At 69.0% G+C, this 16600-nt stretch carries 13 protein-coding genes and 2 pseudogenes; 3 read left to right on the forward strand and 12 right to left on the reverse strand.

The annotated features are described in order from the left end of the window. Positions 1–27 precede the first annotated feature (27 nt). The 5 genes and pseudogenes from AC07DC_RS31190 to AC07DC_RS31210 form a co-directional block, all read right to left on the reverse strand. Positions 28–256: pseudogene (locus AC07DC_RS31190) on the reverse strand (hypothetical protein); the annotation flags it as partial. A 4-nt stretch (positions 257–260) separates the two neighbouring features. Beyond that, positions 261–380 (reverse strand): annotated as a pseudogene (locus AC07DC_RS31195) (LacI family DNA-binding transcriptional regulator); the annotation flags it as partial. A gap of 8 nt (positions 381–388) precedes the next feature. Continuing rightward, complete coding sequence (locus tag AC07DC_RS31200; RefSeq protein WP_478917838.1) at positions 389–1336, reverse strand: carbohydrate ABC transporter permease; 948 nt, start codon at positions 1334–1336, stop codon at positions 389–391. Next, complete coding sequence (locus tag AC07DC_RS31205; RefSeq protein WP_478917839.1) at positions 1333–2334, reverse strand: ABC transporter permease; 1002 nt, start codon at positions 2332–2334, stop codon at positions 1333–1335. The genes AC07DC_RS31200 and AC07DC_RS31205 overlap by 4 nt, the downstream gene beginning before the upstream one ends. A 31-nt stretch (positions 2335–2365) precedes the next feature. Continuing rightward, complete coding sequence (locus tag AC07DC_RS31210; protein ID WP_478917840.1) at positions 2366–4048, reverse strand: type 2 periplasmic-binding domain-containing protein; 1683 nt, start codon at positions 4046–4048, stop codon at positions 2366–2368. 286 nt (positions 4049–4334) lie between these two features. Here AC07DC_RS31210 and AC07DC_RS31215 point away from each other — a divergent pair, with 286 nt between their 5' ends. From AC07DC_RS31215 to AC07DC_RS31225, 3 genes are all read left to right on the forward strand, one after another. Then, on the forward strand, positions 4335–7175 hold the full coding sequence (locus tag AC07DC_RS31215) for a glycoside hydrolase family 3 C-terminal domain-containing protein (protein ID WP_478917841.1): 2841 nt from the start codon (positions 4335–4337) through the stop codon (positions 7173–7175). A 154-nt stretch (positions 7176–7329) separates the two neighbouring features. After that, on the forward strand, positions 7330–9465 hold the full coding sequence (locus AC07DC_RS31220) for a beta-galactosidase (protein WP_478917842.1): 2136 nt from the start codon (positions 7330–7332) through the stop codon (positions 9463–9465). Positions 9466–10105: 640 nt separating this feature from the next. After that, positions 10106–11188 carry a LacI family DNA-binding transcriptional regulator gene (locus AC07DC_RS31225; RefSeq protein WP_478917991.1) on the forward strand — a complete coding sequence of 361 codons (1083 nt, stop codon included), beginning with the start codon at positions 10106–10108 and terminating at the stop codon, positions 11186–11188. A 21-nt stretch (positions 11189–11209) separates the two neighbouring features. Here AC07DC_RS31225 and AC07DC_RS31230 read toward each other — a convergent pair whose 3' ends face one another. From AC07DC_RS31230 to AC07DC_RS31260, 7 genes are all read right to left on the reverse strand, one after another. After that, entirely contained in the window at positions 11210–11587 is a 378-nt protein-coding gene (locus AC07DC_RS31230; protein WP_478917843.1) for an RICIN domain-containing protein, read from the reverse strand. A gap of 227 nt (positions 11588–11814) precedes the next feature. Next, on the reverse strand, positions 11815–12054 hold the full coding sequence (locus AC07DC_RS31235) for a hypothetical protein (RefSeq protein ID WP_478917844.1): 240 nt from the start codon (positions 12052–12054) through the stop codon (positions 11815–11817). 238 nt (positions 12055–12292) lie between these two features. Then, on the reverse strand, positions 12293–13126 hold the full coding sequence (locus AC07DC_RS31240) for a PIG-L family deacetylase (RefSeq protein ID WP_478917992.1): 834 nt from the start codon (positions 13124–13126) through the stop codon (positions 12293–12295). A gap of 843 nt (positions 13127–13969) precedes the next feature. After that, entirely contained in the window at positions 13970–14785 is an 816-nt protein-coding gene (locus tag AC07DC_RS31245) for a class I SAM-dependent methyltransferase (protein ID WP_478917993.1), read from the reverse strand. A 186-nt stretch (positions 14786–14971) separates the two neighbouring features. Next, the gene (locus AC07DC_RS31250) at positions 14972–15256 is read right to left on the reverse strand and encodes a hypothetical protein (RefSeq protein ID WP_478917845.1); all 285 of its coding nucleotides are present in this window, start codon (positions 15254–15256) and stop codon (positions 14972–14974) included. Positions 15257–15652: 396 nt separating this feature from the next. Further along, complete coding sequence (locus AC07DC_RS31255; protein WP_478917846.1) at positions 15653–15874, reverse strand: helix-turn-helix domain-containing protein; 222 nt, start codon at positions 15872–15874, stop codon at positions 15653–15655. Then, the gene (locus tag AC07DC_RS31260) at positions 15874–16365 is read right to left on the reverse strand and encodes a DUF2975 domain-containing protein (protein WP_478917847.1); all 492 of its coding nucleotides are present in this window, start codon (positions 16363–16365) and stop codon (positions 15874–15876) included. Before AC07DC_RS31260 ends, AC07DC_RS31255 begins: the two co-directional genes overlap by 1 nt. Between the last annotated feature and the right edge of the window lie 235 nt (positions 16366–16600).

The raw sequence follows: 16600 nt of genomic DNA on the forward strand, positions 1-16600 counted from the left end.
GACGGCCACACGGGGCAGAGGGGTTGCCTATCCGGCAACCTGCGCGATCTTCTCGAAGAGGAACTCGTGCTTGAGGAAGGAGACGTCGTACTCATGGCCCGGGCAGGGCGGTAGCAGTTGCGACGCCTGGAACAGCCGCCAGCCGTCCCGCAGCGCGTCTGTGCCCGTGACGTAGGGGGGGCACATCGCTGTCGCCGGTGGTCGGCGAGGTGTCGCCGGTGCCGTCGTAGCGCGACCAGCCGACGACGCGGGCATCCGGGTTCGATCGCCTGTTCCACCCGCTCCCGGGTGGGCGGAGAGATCGCCCGCTTGCCGCTGAGCACATAGCTCACCGTGCTCGGCGAGACGCCCGCAACCTCGGCCACCTGGGCCAGTGTCACCCTGCCGGTCAGCCCTTGACGGCACCGGTGAGCACACCGGCCCTGAAGTGCTTCTGCATGAACGGATAGACCATCAGGATGGGCACCAGCGTCAGTACCACCACGGCCATCTGCAGGGACAGCGGCGCGGCCTGGGCGTGCCCGGCGGAGGCGCCGTTGTCGACCGAGCCCGGCATTCCCATCCCCTGGGACACGTACTGCAGCAGCACGTACTGCAGTGGCCACTTCTCGCTGTCCACCGGCATGTAGAGCATGACGTTGAAGAAGGAGTTCCAGTAACCGACCGCGTAGAACAGGGTGATCACCGCGGTGACCGCCTTTGAGGTGGGCAGGACCACCGACCACAGGGTGCGCCAGTCCCCTGCGCCGTCGATCTTGGCGGCGTCGATGAGCTCGGCCGAGGTGCCGGCGTAGAAGTTGCGCAGCACCAGGATGTTGAACACCGATATCGCGCTCGGCAGGATCAGCGCCCAGTACTGGCCGTAGCCGCCCAGCCCGGTGACCACCAGATAAGTGGGGATCATGCCGCCGCTGAGGAACATGGTCAGGATCAGTACCAGCAGGATCAGCCGGTGGCCCAGTGACCCGGACCGGGACAGTCCGTACGCGCAGAGCACCGAGACCACCATGGAGACGGCGGTGCCGATCACGGTGACCAGCAGGCTCACCACCAGGGACTTGACGATCTGCGAGTTGGTCAGCATCTGCGTGTAGGCGTCCAGGGTGAGGCCGTCCGGCCAGATCACCAGGCCGCCGGCCCGGCCGATGGCGCCGGCGGTGGAGAAGCTGGTCAGCACCACCACCCACAGCGGCACCAGGACCGCGGCGAGCATCAGGAAGATGACCGTGCCCTTGCCGACCAGTCCGACCGTGCTGGGCGGCTCCTCCCACGGAGCGCGCCCGGAGGTCCTCACTGCGGGGTTGCGGCGCAGCCGCAGTGTCGTCGCCATGCTCATTTGCGGTACAACCCGTCTTCGCCGAAAACGTGCGCCAGCTTGTTCGCGCCCAGGATCATCAGCAGCGAGATGACGCTCTTGAAGAGCCCTGCCGCCGTGCCGTAGCTGAAGTTGTTGGTGGCGATGCCGTAGTAGAAGGAGAAGGTGTCCAGCACGTCGGCCGCACTGTGGCCGACCGCGTTGCGCTGGATGAGGAACTGCTCGAAACCGACGCTCAGTGCGTTGCCGAGCCGCAACACCAGCATCAGCACGATCACTCCGCGCAGCCCTGGCAGGGTGATGTGCCACATCCGGCGCCAGCGCCCGGCCCCATCGACGGCCGAGGCCTCGTAGAGGTTGGTGTCGATGGCGGCCAGCGCCGCCAGGAAGACGATGATCCCCCAGCCGGCCTCCTTCCACACCGCCTGGGAGGTGATCAGCAGCGCGAAGGTGTGCGGGTTCGTCATGAAGTCCCAGGTGCCCACATCGTGCTGGCGGAGGAACTGGTTGAGGATGCCCGCGCCGCCAATCATCTGCTGGAAGATCGTGATGGTCAGTACCCAGGAGAAGAAGTGCGGCAGGTAGACCACGGACTGGATGAAGTTGCGCAGCCGTTCCTTGATCACCGTGTTGAGCAGCAACGCCAGCAGGATCGGGATGGGGAAGAACAGCACCAGCTGGACCAGGCTGAGATACAGCGTGTTGCGCATCGACGCCCAGAACATCGGGTCCTGGAACAGCATCTGGAACTGGTCGAGACCCGCCCAACTGCTGTGCATGACGCCGACCAGCGGGTCGTAGTACTGGAAGGCGGTGACCAGGCCGAACAGCGGGACGTAGTTGAAGACCAGCAGCAGCACCACGGCCGGAACGGTCATCAGGATCAGGGACTTGTCCCGGCGCAGTCTGGTCCGCCAGGGCATTTTGGCGGACACCGCCCCGGTGCCGTCCGGCGCTGTCTTGCGCCTGCCCCTGCGCGGCTCGGCCGCGCCGGGCTCGGTGGCGAGTGATACTGCCACTGCTTCTTCCTCTCCTCGCCGGGTCGGTCGACTACTGCCCGGTGCCCAACTTGGCCAGGACGTTGTCCGAGTACCACTGGATCATCTGGGTCCCGCCGCTGGACTTCCAGGAGGAGATCGCGGCCTGCACGTCGGACACCTTTTTGATGCCGTGGTAGCAGTCCTTGATGGCGTCCTCGACGGCCTGGCCGGCGTTGGCGACGGCGAAGCGCGTCGGGACGGCGATGTTCATGTTGAGGAACACCGGCTTGTACGCATGCTGGGCGGCGGCGGCATTCCAGGCGCAGATGTCCTTGGTGACCTGGTCCGCTCCCTGGTTGCTGATGACCGAGGAGGGGCTGGCCAGAGCCGAGTAGCCCGAGTTCGCAACGTACTTCTTGCCGGCTTCGTTGGCGGTGGGGACACCGTTCGCCATGGTGTAGTGGGTGCCTTCGACGCCGTAGTTGACCATGGTGTACTCGGCCGAGCCGAAGGGTGCCGCGAGGTAGTTGGCCACCTCCAGCAGCTCCAGGATCTGGACCTTGGAGAGCTTGGCGTTCAGGTAGCTGGCCAAGGTGGTGGTGGCGCCGAGGAAGGTGCTGGGCGTGGACTTGCCGTCGGCCGCGAAGATGTTGAAGGCGCCGCGGCGGTAGCCCTTGCTGGCCGCGGTCCCGGTCTGGGCATCACCGAGGTTCCACGCGCCGAGGCCGTCCCCTGCGATCAGGGTGTGGCCCGCGTAGAAGCGGGTTTTGCCGCTGCCGTTGTTGCCCGCCAGCGCGTCGGGGTGCATGAGGCCGGACTTGGACAGCTTGTAGTGCCAGTCCAGTGCCTCCAGGAGCTGGTCCATCTCGTACTTGTGGACCAGCTTGCCGTCGGTGACGGTGAACTTGTAGGGCACGCCCCAGAGCGGGCTGGCATAGGTCCAGATGTCGTCGAAGGCCCAGACGCCGCCCTTGGCGTCGGTCAGCTCTTTACCCAGGTTGTAGAGGTCGTCGGCGGACTTCACCTGGTCTGCGGTGATGCCCTTGGCGTCGAGGATGTCCTGACGGTAGAAGGTGGCCCCGGGGAGCGCGAAGCCGTTGGAGAAGCAGGGGATGCCGTAGATCTTGTCCTGCCAGGCCCCGTCGGTCCAGCCCCCGGTGGGGATGGCTGCGAGGTTGGGGTACTGCTTGATCTTGTCGCCCGACAGATAGGGCGTCAGGTCGGCCAGCTGGGTGCCGACCAGGCCGCCCACGTTGATGCTGGCGTACCAGGTGGGCAGTTGGATCCAGTCCGGGAGCTTCTTGGCCGCCGTCATGGTCGGGATGATGGTGCCGTAGTTGATGCCGTCGACGGGCTTCATCTTCAGGTTGACGCCCAGGGCCTGGTTCATCGCCTGGTAGAAGGAGTTGCCCGGGTCCGGCATCGAGCCGAACAGCGGGGTGATCGCTGTGTAGCTGCCTCCCTTGCCGGGGACTCCGGAGACCGTCTTGACCGGATTGGCCGGGTAGGTGAGGTAGCCGGGAGCGGTCACCGTCCCGACTGCGCCGTTCACCGAGGGGATGTCCGGCTTGGCCGCGCTGCCCGCCACATAAGTCGGCAGGGCGGCCTTCAGGCCTTTCTCGCTGCTGGTTCCGCCCTTGCTGCCGGTGGTGTCGCTGCCGCCGCAGGCGGTCAGCAGCGGGGTCAGGGCGGCTGCCCCGGCCACGGCGGCGGCGCCGCTCACGAAAGTTCTGCGGTTCATTTCGGTGCTCATGGTGGGCAACCCTTCGCCGGTTGAGGTGATGTGTAGGGCGGCGGTTCCGATGGGGTGCTCGGGAACGATGTTTCGTTCCGGCCGAGTTGTCGAAGCGCTTCAATATTGCCGAGAGGTTAAGGGCCGTCTCGCATCCGGCGCAAGAGACGCGGCAGGAAACGCCGGGCTGAAATTTGGGTTACTTTTCTTAGAAAGTTTCGCTTGACAGCGTCCTGCTCCCATGCCAGCGTCGAAGCGCTTCAACGCTGATTCCCCGTCTGCCGAGATCTGCAAGGGACTACTACTTGTGAGTACCGCTGCCCCCACGCTGCCCTACCGCGATACCGGGCTCCCCCTGGGCGAACGCGTCGAGGACCTGCTCTCCCGACTCACGCCCAAGGAGCGGATCGCGCTGCTGCACCAGTACGCGCCGGCGATCCCCCGCCTGGGCGTCGAGGAGTTCCGCACCGGCTCCGAGACCCTGCACGGCATCGCCTGGTTGGGCCGGGCCACCACCTTCCCGCAGGCCGTCGGCCTGGGCGCGACCTGGGACGAAGGGCTGATCCACGCGGTCGCCGAGGCCATCTCGGTCGAACAGCGGGCCTTCCACCACCACCGCTCGCCGGCCATCGGAACGGGCCGCATCAGCCTGCAGGGCTGGGCCCCGGTGGTGAACCTCCTGCGCGACCCGCGCTGGGGTCGCAACGAGGAGGGCTACTCCGAGGACGCCCTGCTCTCCGCCCGACTCGGCAACGCCTTCTGCCGCGGGATGTCCGGCGACCACCCCGAGTACCTGCGCACCGCACCGGTCCTCAAGCACTTCCTCGCCTACAACAACGAGGACGACCGTTGCACCACCTCCTCCGGTGTGCGCCCCCGGGTGCTGCACGAGTACGACCTGGCCGCCTTCCGGCTCGCCATCGCCACCGGTGCCGCCACCGGCGTGATGGCCGCGTACAACCTGGTCAACGGCCGCCCCTGCCACGTCAGCCCGCTGATCGAGCAGCAGCTGCGCCGCTGGGCCGAGCCCACGGGGCATGACCTCTTCGTGGTCTCCGACGCCCAGGCGCCCTCCAATCTCGTCGATCCCGAGCACTACTTCGACGACCACGCCGAATCCCACGCCGCGGCCCTCAAGGCCGGCATCGACTCCTTCACCGACAACGATGCGGACACCCTGACCACGTTCCAGCGCATCAGCACCGCCCTCGATCGGGGCCTGCTCACCATGGACGACGTGGACCGCGCGGTCCGCCGGCAACTGTCGATCCGCTTCCGCCTCGGCGAGTTCGACCCGGAACGCGACCCATACGCCGACATCGCCTGGGAGGCCGTCAACTCTCCCACCCACCAGGACCTCGCCCTGCGCGCCGCCACCGAGTCGGTCGTCCTGCTCAAGAACGAGGGGCTGCTGCCACTGGTCGCCGAACGCCGCGTGACCGTCGTCGGGCCGCTGGCCAGCACCCTCTACGAGGACTGGTACAGCGGCAACCACCCCTACCGGATCACCGTCGCCGACGGACTCGGCGTCGAGAGCGTCGAGGGCGTGGACCGGATCGCCCTGCACACCCAGGACGGGCGCACCCTCACCGCGGTCGGCACGGACGGCCTGCTCACCCTGACGGATGCCCAGCTCCAGGACCTCACCGCTCAGTTCGACCTCTTCGACTGGGACCAGGAGGTGCTCACCCTGCGCTCGGCCGCCACCGGCCGACACGTCTCACTGCGCGGCGCGGACCAGGGCGTGGCCGCCGACCGCGACCAGCCGGGCGGGTGGTTCGTCCACGAGACCTTCGCCCTGGACCGCGCCGAGGGCGGAGGCGAACTGCTGCGCAGCGTGCTCACCGGCCGCTGGGCGCAGGCCGACGCCAGGACCGGCGTCATCACCATGACCGCGGACAGCGCCGACCAGGCACTGCGGTTCACTCGCAGCGTCGTCGTCGACGGCACGGCCGCCGCGGTCGCGGCTGCCCGTGCCGCCGACGTCGCGGTGGTCGTCCTCGGCAACGACCCGCACATCAACGGCCGCGAGACCGAGGACCGGGCCTCACTGCGGCTGCCCCCGGCCCAGGAGCGACTGCTGCGCGCCGTCGCCGCGGTACGGCCGGACACCGTCCTGGTCGTCATGTCCAGCTACCCCTACGCCGTGGACTGGGCCGACGCCCATCTGCCAGCGGTCCTGTGGACCTCGCACGGCGGCCAGGAGACCGGCCGCGCGCTGGCCCGGGTGCTCCGTGGCGAGGCCGACGCCTCCGGACGACTGCCGCAGACCTGGTACCGCGGCGACGACGAACTGCCCGGGCGCCTCGACTACGACATCATCAAGGCCGGCTGGACCTACCAGTACCACCATGCCGCGCCGCTCTACCCCTTCGGCCACGGGCTCTCCTACACCTCCTTCGAATACGGCGAGCTCAAGACCGTCGCAAGCGAACTGGGCCAGGACGGGGAGATCGCCGCGACCGTCAGCCTGACCAACAGCGGCACGCGGGCCGGCGTGGAGACCGTCCAGCTCTACGCCAGGGCCCTCGGCGCCCGCTACGCGGCGCCGCGGCTGAAGCTGATCGCCTTCCAGAAGGTGCGGCTGGCCGCCGGGGAGACCACCGAGGTGGAGTTCCGGCTCCCCACCGCGGAAGCGCTCAGCCACTGGGACGTGACCACCGGCGTGTTCACCGTCGACCCGGGACACTACGACCTGCTCGTCGCCCGGTCCGCTGCCAACCCGGTCGGCAGCGCCCGACTGACCGTCACCGGCCCGGCCCCCAAGCCGCGCGAGGTGCTCGGACGTCCGCTGCGCGCGGTTGATTTCGACGATTGCCAGGACATCGTCCTGACCGACGCCGATCGCATCGACGGCGACGCCGTCACCCCCGACGACACCCGCGGCGAGCTGCTGTTCCGCACTGTCGACCTGAGCGGCGCCCAGACGGTCACCGCCGAGGTGTCCCGCACCGCCGGCGGCACCGCGATGCTCGAACTCTGGTCCGGTGAGCGACTGCTGACCGCCTTCACCGTGCCCTCGACTGGAGAGCGGTACGCCTGGACCACCGTGACGTCGCCCCTCACCGAGCAGGCCGAGGGTGTGCACGACCTGCGGATCGTGCTCACCGGAGAGCAGCGTCTGACCACGCTGTCCTTCGCCCCCTGAGGCCGGTGGCGGCCCGACCTCCGGTGAGGCGAGGCCGGTCCGCCACCTGCAGCCCCTGACCTCTCCGGTGCGGAGCCACTCCCCTGGCTCCGCACCGGAGTTGCCTCCCCCTTCAAACAATCCCCCGCGCGTCCGCGTCCACGGAGGCCCTCCGATGCCCGCACTGCCGCCCCGCGTCCTGTTCGGCGCCGCCTACTACCCCGAATACCATCGCATGGACCGGGTCGAGGCCGATCTCGACCTGATGGCCGAGGCGGGCTTCAACCTCATCCGCGTCGGCGAGTCGGTGTGGTCCACCTGGGAGCCCGAGAACGGACGCTTCGACCTGGACTGGCTGGAGCCGACCCTGGACTCCGCCCGGATCCGCGGCATCTCGGTGGTGCTGGGCACCCCCACCTACGCCGTCCCGCCGTGGCTGGCCCGGCAGTACCCGGAGATCGCCGCCGAGGATGCCACCGGCCGCCGTGCCAACTGGGGCGGTCGCCAGGATATGGACTTCACCCACCCCGCCTTCCGCTTCCACGCCGAACGCGTGATCCGGCGCCTCCTGGCCCGCTACGCCGACCACCCTGCGGTGATCGGCTACCAGCTCGACAACGAGCCAGGATGCCGACTGCCGCACAACACCGGCGTCTTCCAGCGCTTCGTCGACGACCTGCGCTCCCGCTACGGTGACGTGGAGACGCTCAACCGCGCGTGGGGCCTGGTCTACTGGTCGCACCGGCTGACCGACTGGGCCGACCTGTGGACGCCCGACGGCAACGCCCAGCCCCAGTACGACGTGGCTTGGCGTGCCTTCCAGGCCCGGCAGACCAGCGAGTTCATCGCCTGGCAGGCCGACATCGCCCGGGAGTACGCCCGCCCTGACCAGTTCGTCACCACCTGCCTTCACTACAACCACGCGGCCCTGGACGACCAGCAGCTGGCGCAGAGCCTGGACGTGATCGCAGCCAACCCCTACTACGAGATGCAGGACGCGCTCACCCTGCCCGCCGACCTGGACCGGCCCTCGCACTCCTGGCTGGCCGGCGGGGTCTGGGGGCTGCTCCAAGGGGCGGACCGGGCCTGGGCCACGCGCCAGGAACCCTTCCTGGTCACCGAGACCAACGCGCAGAGCGTCGGCGGCACCTACGACACCGTCCCGCCCTTCGACGGCCAGTGGCGCCAGGCGGCCTGGGCGATGGTGGCGCGCGGCGCGCGCATGGTGGAGTACTGGCACTGGCACACCCTGCACTTCGGCGCTGAGACCTACTGGGGCGGCGTGCTGCCGCACAGCGGCCGACCCGGCCGTGCCTACGCCGAGATCGCCCGCCTGGGAGCGGAGTTCGCGGCGGCCGGGGAGGCCGTCGCCGGAGTGGAGCCCGACTGTGACATCGCCATGGTGTACTCGCTGCCCAGCAAGTGGCTGATGCAGAAGTACCCGCCACTGGCCGGCGCCGACGGCGGTCCCGACGGCGGCTCGTACCACGGACTGTTCGACCCCTTCTACCGAGGCGCGGTCGAGTCCCGGCGGCAGGTGCGGATTCTGCACGCCGGCCAACTGCACGACCCGGCCGACCCGTCGGCTGGACTGAGCCCCGAACTGGTCGCGCAGCGCCACCCGGTGCTGATCGCCGCCGGACTCTACCTGGCCGAGGACGGCATCCTGGACTGGCTCAACGCCTACGCCGAGGCGGGCGGCCACCTGGTGCTCGGCCCCCGCACCGGCTACGCCGACGAGGAAGCCCGGGCAAGGCCCGAACCCGCCCCGGCCAGGCTCACCGGCGCGGCCGGGGTCAGTTACGAGGAGTTCAGCAACCTCTCCGGCGAACTCACCCTGCACACCCCGGCCGGCAGCCCCCTGACTCTGCCGGCCGAGGCCCGGGCCACCCGCTGGGCGGACTCGCTGATGCCGTCCGATGCCACGGTGCTGGCCGAGTACCGGCACCCGCACTACGGCCGCTGGCCTGCGATGACCAGCCGCGCCCACGGCCGGGGCCGGGTGACCTATGTCGGCACCGTCCCCAACTCGGACACCGCCCGCGCCCTGGCCCAGTGGCTGGCCCCGGAGCCACGCGGCGGCTGGCAGCAGCTGCCCGCCTCGGTCACCGCCCTGACCGGCACCGCTCCGGACGGACGCCGCGTCCATATCGTGCACAACTGGAGCTGGGAGCCGGCCGTCGCCTCCGCCCCCTGCGCACTGGTGGACCTCCTCGCCGACGGTTCCGACCCGGCAGCGAAGGCAGCGCTCCCCGCAGGGGCGCCGGTCGAGCTGGGGCCATGGGATGTACGGGTGTTCGCCGCGGAATGACGGACCGCCAAGCAGCGTCCGCTGCTGGTTGGCGGCCCCGGTGCATGGCCAGAGCACCGCCTTCAATTCGGATACGGCCCCCCTGGCTGTGGAGGTCTGAGCGGGGGTCGTTTCGCGGTGTGCTCGTGTCCCTCCAGGAAGGCTCCTGACCGCAGGAAGCGAACACCCTTCTCTCTGAGCGACGACTGCGCTTCGACTTCCGCCGTGGACACGGACGCGACGGACACCCTGCTGCCGTAGGCAGTCGTCTCCAAGCTGGCAACCGTGTCGATGCTGGGCGGCATCTCCCGTTCACGCCCGGGCGTGAGCTTGAGCCCCGGTTCCCTCAGCTGAGATACCCGCCCGACCATGACCGGATTGAGCCCATATGATACAAGATGCGCGCAGAGTCACCTCCGGTCCGGGGTCACACAGCGGGGCCTCAGAGAAAGTTTCCATATTGCTTCCCTTTCGTTTCCCTGGAAAGATGTCTCCCGTCATGGGACGGTCAACGCTTCGGACACCACTCGCGTCGGCCGTGACCGGGAGTCCCGGGTCGGGTCAGGGATGCCACAATGGCCGCCCCAAGAGCGCCACCGGGACATCGTGACTGACGGGCCCCGGGCAGCCCGGCGGCGCAAGGGAATCTGGAAGGGTGAACGTGACTACGGACTACCGAGCGGGCGAACCGGCGGCTGACGAACAGCGCTCGCAAGGAGAAGGGTCCGGCTCGGTCACGATCGCCCACATCGCGGAAGCCGCAGGCGTCTCCATCCCCACCGTGTCGAAGGTGCTCAACCGGCGCACGGGGGTGTCCGACCAGACCCGCGCCCGGGTTGAAGAGCTCATCACCCTCCACGGCTACCGCAAGCCGATCGCCAATCGCAGCAATACGGTGGAGCTGCTGTTCCGCGAGCTGGAGAGCATGTGGGCGACCGAGGTCATCCGAGGCGTGGAACGGGTGGCCCGCAAGCACCGCTTCGGTCTGACGGTCACCGAGCTCGCCGCCCGCGACGCCCAGGCCACGACCCTGGACGACACCATCAACCGTCGCCCCAACTGCGTGGTGTCGGTCGCCCAACTGACGCCGGCCGAACGCGCGCAGCTGCACGCCAAGGGGATTCCCCTGATCGTCTTCGACCCGGTGGACGAACTCCCCGACGACGTTCCCTTTGTCGGCACCACCAACTTTCGAGGCGGCCACACCGCGACCCGGCATCTGCTGGAGCTGGGGCACCGCCGCATCGCCATGATCACCGGCCCGGACCACCCCGTCTGCCTGACCCGCAAGGCCGGCTACCTCTCCGCGTTGGCGGAGGCCGGCGTGACCGCCGACCCGACGCTACTGGTCCAGGCCTTTCTGCTCCGTGAGCATGGGCATGCCGCCGCGCTGGAGCTCCTGGCCCGCAGCGACCGGCCCACGGCGATCTTCACCACCAACGACATGCAGGCGCTGGGCGTCTACCAGGCCGCCAGGGAACTTGGTCTTTCCGTTCCCGACGACCTGAGCGTGGTCGGCTTCGACGACCTGCCGATCGTCGCCTGGGTCGAGCCGCCGCTGACCACCGTGCACCAACCGCTGACCGAGATGGCTGTCGCCGCCGCAGAGCTGGCGCTCACGCTGGGCCGCGGCGAGGAGGTGTCGCAGGCCGGAGTCGAAATCGCCACCACCCTCACGGTCCGCGGGAGCACGGCTCCGCCGAAGCGCGGCACACCCCGGACGGGTAAGTCGGCGCCGAAGTAGCCTGGTGCCGACGGGTGCGTTTCACCCGTCGGCGCCGCTGGTCAGCTGGTCAGCTGAGACTCCACTGCTGGTTGCTCCGCCCGTTGCAGGTCCACAGTTCGACCGGGTGTAGTTGGCGGTCGCGCCGTTGGTGACGTCCAGGCACAGTCCGGACTGCACACCGACGACGGTGCCGTCGGCGTCCAGCGTCCACGTCTGGTTCGGCTGCCCGCTGCAGTCCCGGATCTGCTGCCGAGCCCCGCCGGTAACCGAGGAGTTCGGGTCGTCCAGCCAGCGGCCCGCACCGACCGCGTGCAGAGCGCCCGAACCGGCACCACCCGAGCCTCCGCTGCTGTTGCCGTATCCGGCCTGGACGATAGTGGCCTGCACGACGGCGGCCTCCGTGGTGTCCGAGTCCATCGGGTTGCAGCATCGTCCGAACGACTGGTCCCAGCCAGATTGCTGGGTCAGGCCACGCGCAAGTGCTCACGAGGAACGCTGTCAAGCTCGGTCTCACCGCACCGTCCTTGCTCTCCTGCGGTGAGCGCCTGTTTGGGGCTTCACGGAAGAGACGAGCCGACGGCCGTGACGGCGGGGTGCCCCGGGAGGGTGGATCCGTCCCGGGGCACCCGTCCTTCTCGTACGGGTCAGGCGCAGGCTTCGAAGAAGCGGTCCTGGTCGTTGTTGTTGAATCCGACGTAGGCGGACAGGGAATTCGGCGCATCGGTCCACAGGCGGTGAACGGTGCTGTCCCAGACCAAGACCTCAAAAGCTGAGCCGCTGACCCATGAAGAGGTCTGGCCGGCGAAGTGGTAGTCCGCGAAGTCCATGAACTCGTCGCGGTGGTATGCGTTCCACTGGAGCCGACGTCCGGCCAGGTTGGCCACAGGCGGGGGCCCAGGGCTGCGGCCGCAGATCATCAGGCCCGGGTCACGAAGACGCGCGCGACTCGGAACTGACTGCCCGGTTCCCCCACCTACTTTGGCCGATAGGGGACCAGACGGCCTCAGCCTGGACGAGGGCTGCCCGAGCGAAACTCGCGCGGACAAGCCCCCGGGTGTGTTACCCGCTCGATCCCGTCGTGCAGCCCGATGAGCTCTCCTGGGTCTCGGTCGTACGGGCGGATCAGCGCAATCCGGCGAAGAGATCGTTCTCGGGTACGGCCGCGCCGGTGGCGTCCTTGACCCGTACAAAGGTCTCCATGCCCATCAATTCGCCGAACCTCTCCTTGCCCATCTTGAGGAAGAAGATGTTCTCGCCCTGACTGGCGTGCGCGGCCAGCGCATCGAACTTCTGACCGCTGAACGCGGTGGCGTCCACCCACGTGGAGATCTCATCGTCCGGGAGGCCGATCTCGGCCATCGCGGCAGCCTCGGCAGGATCCGGCTCCGGCATGTCCTCATGAAACTCGCGCATGATCTCGCCGAACCGCTGCATCATCGAGCGGGGCATCGTCGTCCAGTACACCTTCGGTGTCAGCGCGGTCATCTCCAGCGCCGCCATCGTGATGCGGTGGGCCTGGATGTGGTCGGGGTGGCCGTAGAAGCCGTTCTCGTCATAGGTGACGACCACATCCGGTTGGTAGTGCCGCATGAGTTCCGCAAGCCGGGCGGCGCCTTCCTCCACGGGGGTCTGCCAGAAGGACCCGGGGGCCTTGTTGCTCGGCCAGCCCATCATCCCGGAGTCGGCATAGTCCAGCACCTCCAGATCGCTGACCTTCAACACCTCACAGCTCGCCTCGAGTTCTTGACGGCGCATCACGACAACGGCCGCCGGATCATGCCCGGCATCGCCCGGCTTGACACCCCCCGGTCCGTCACCGCAACCACCGTCGGTACACGTCACAAGAACCGTGCGGATGCCTTCCGCCGCGTACCGCGCGAGGACCCCTCCGGTTCCGGTGGCCTCGTCGTCGGGGTGGGCGTGTACTGCCATCAGCGTCAAGGGCCGATCAGTCATTAAACAGTCCTCCTCCAGAAATAGAGTGCGCGGCAGGCATGCCGCGATCCCGGGGCCCGGATCCCGGCGGGGCGGGTGACCTTGTGGTCTCCGTGTTCCCCGCCCATGCGGCGCCGGTCCCTCGGTCGATGCAACCATGCCGGCCGGACTGGATGTTCCCGGCGCGGCCACCTGGCCCCGTCTCCTGGCTCTGACCGGTCAGTTGGGTTGCTACCGCCGGTTCGTTTGCACCGCCATGCGAGGGCGTCGGCGCGCTCCTCGCGGTAGTCGTCGCTCGGGCCCCCGACTCCAGTCACCGCGTAGTCGAGCATGCGGCGACCCCCGAGCAAGACGCCCTCACTGGCCGGCCGCCGCCCCAGGCCGCGACTCTAGGATTCACCAACGCGATCCAGCTCCGCTCCGAACTCCAGGACCTCGGCTACCGCGGCCGCTACCAGATCATCAGCGACAGTCTGCGGCCACGACGCCAACGCCGTATCCGCGTGGTCGAGCCCGCGCCACCAGGACTCCGACACATCACCGATGTGGATCACGCGTCACCCTGACCGGCTCTCGGAGAGTGAGGGAAAACAGCTGGCCGAGGTCCTTACCCGTTGCCCGGAGCTCGCGGAGGCCCACCGTCTCGTCCACAGCTTCACTGCCATCCTCACAACCCGCACCGGCCAGCATCTGAGGGACTGGGTTGTCAGCATGCGGGCCGAGGAACCTCCCGGCCTCCACTCTTTCGCCACCGTTTAGTGGTCGTAGGCGGTCAGTGCGCGCATGACTGGCTGGCCGCGCATGAACATGGCTCCCCTCATCAGGCCCCCTTGGAATCGATCATCCAGGGAGCCGGGAGACGCTCTACCGGCGGACGGCCGAGATCAGTCCGCCGGGCTGCTCCTCGCGCTGCGGCGGGGTGCTGATCGGGCGACCGTAGGCGGCAGCGCGCTCGCGCAGGGTGTGGCTGTCGGCCTCCCAGCCGTGCCCGGCCAGCCAGCCCACCGGGTCGTCGGGCATCTCCGAGATCCACAGGGACGCCGCCGATCCCGGCGCGGCGTCCGCGCCGAAGCGCTCGATCACGCCGCGCGAGCCCAATGTCAGCCCCAGCCGACTGCCTGCCGCCGACTGCGTGCTGATCCGGGCCAGCAGTAGCTCCACCGCATCCTCGGGCAGATAGATCAGTAGTCCTTCGGCGATCCACACGGTCGGCACGGCCGGGTCGTGCCCTGCGGCGGCCAGCGCGCCTGGCCAGTCCTCACGCAGATCCACCGCGACGGTGATCCGCTCGCAGCGCGCGACGGCCCGCTCCTGGCGCAGCACCGAGGCCTTGAAGTCCAGTGGCGCGGCGGTGTCGACCTCGAACAGCCGGGTGCCCTCGGGCCAGTCCATCCGGAAGGCCCGGCTGTCCATACCGGCGCCGAGCAGCACGACCTGCCGGACCCCGGACGCGGAGGCCTGCTGCAACAGGTCGTCGAGGAACTTCGTCCTGATGACGATGGAGAACGAAACGGCCAGCCGGCGGTGTCGCGCGGCCTCGTCATCGGGCAGCGGCGGCGAGGAGGGCCACAGGCCGCCGGCGGCGGCGAAGGCCTGTGCCAGTGGGTCGCGGAACAGCGCGTTCTCCCGCTCGGTCTCCAGCGCCCGCACCCTGGCCACCCCCACCGCCGTGGCCCACACTCCCGACGGCTGCACCGGCTCCTGCTCCTCAGTCACCGCGCCAGCCTAGATGATCGCTTCCAAGGGGCCCTCCGCGGGGTTTTCCAGCCCTCGAACAGTGCGAACTCGGCTCCACGGTGTAGGCCAGTGATCCGGCCCAGGCGAGTGCGCCGCCGAGCGCCGCGGCGGTGAGCATCCCGACACCCGCTAGGCCGGCGACATTGCGCAGCGCCTCCAGCCCGCCGCCGGCAACGGCGCGGCCACGGCTCCGAGCATCAGGGCGCCGACGGCGGCTCCGCTCAGCAGCAGGGCCGCGCCGAGAAGCAGCAGCGGCAGCCAGTGGCCGGTGGTCCGCTCGCTCTCGCCGAACGGGATCCGTGCGGAGACGGCGACGACCGAGGCGGCCCCGCACTCGATGAGCAGCAGCAGCTGCTGGGCGGTGTCACTGTCGCCCTGGATCCAGCGCAGTTGCAGGGCGACCTGCAACAGCACCGCGCGGTCCCCAGCGTCCAGCCGGCGGTGGCGGACCGTGCCGCCCAGCGCGGCAGCAGGGTGCTGTCCACCTGCTCGCCGACATCGCGTCGGCGGGTGGACCTGCGGTGGCTGTGGCACCGAACAGACCGTGACCTCAATGCGGCTCGTGTGATCCTCGCCGCCGGACAGGCGGAGAGGCTAAACGCCCCTGGAGGGCCTGTCAGACCGGAAGCGGCAATCCCGCGCCCGGCAGGGCCCGTCGAACGGGGAACCCACCGCAAGGCCCAGCCGGTACTCACCGGCAACCAGCCGGGAATCCTCGCCCTTTAGAGGGCGGGTGAGGATGTCAAGCGGTCCACATGCCGCGGCACGGGCCTGTGGTGCCGAACGTTTTCACGCCCGCCCTGGGGCACGTCATCCGTCCGCGGCGTCCTCGGCCTCCCAGCGCAGCAGGTCGCCCGGCTGACACTTGAGCACCTCGCAGAGTGCGGCGAGCGTCGCGAAGCGTACCGCCTTGGCGCGGCCGTTCTTGAGTACCGCCAGGTTGGCGGGAGTGATCCCTACGCGGTCCGCGAGCTCGCCCACGGTCATCTTCCGCCTGGCCAGCATCACGTCGATGTCGACGGCGATCGCCATCAGATCACCTCGTCCAACTCGGCCTGCATCTGTGCCGCTTCGACCTCGCGCACCACGGCCTGGGCGAGCAGCATTCGCAGCACGAGCACGATGAGCGCGACCCCCAGGATGGCCAGGCCGATCCCGCCCATGATCACGGTGACGCCCGGGTCGTCTCGCTGGCCCGGCGCATTGACGGCCGTGATTGCGAACCACACGAGGGCAGCGGCCACGATCGCGCCGATCACGCCGTCCACGTACCGGAAGGCGGCGTGGGAGAACACGGTTCCGCGTCGCACCATCGCCACCAGCCGCCATACGCAGACCAGGGCGACCTGGGCCGACACCATCCCCAGGATCGTGATCACGCGCAGCGAGGTCAGCGGGACCGACCCGTCCTCCGGGTCGTTCCCGCTGACCAGCGTCCACACCATCAACGCCTGTACCAGCACGGTGCCGGCGAGCACCACCACGAGCACGGCGCGCAGCGCACCCACTGCCAGCTTTCCCATGACCCATCCCTCCATCGAGTTGCGATGGGAATCTATCGATTTTCGATAGGTTAGGCAAGGGCTGGAACGGAGGATGGGCGGCGGTTTCGCACCGTGGCGGGACGCCGCCGCGTACAGGAGGCCCTGCTCTCCTGCCTCGACCACCGGAAATCACCGGCAGGCGCTGCTGGACAGCGACGAGCCGACCGTGTGGTCGCCCACAACTACGGGGGCATCGGCACCGCGGAAGCCGCCG

The sequence above is a fragment of the Streptomyces sp. NPDC045021 genome (assembly GCF_056432645.1).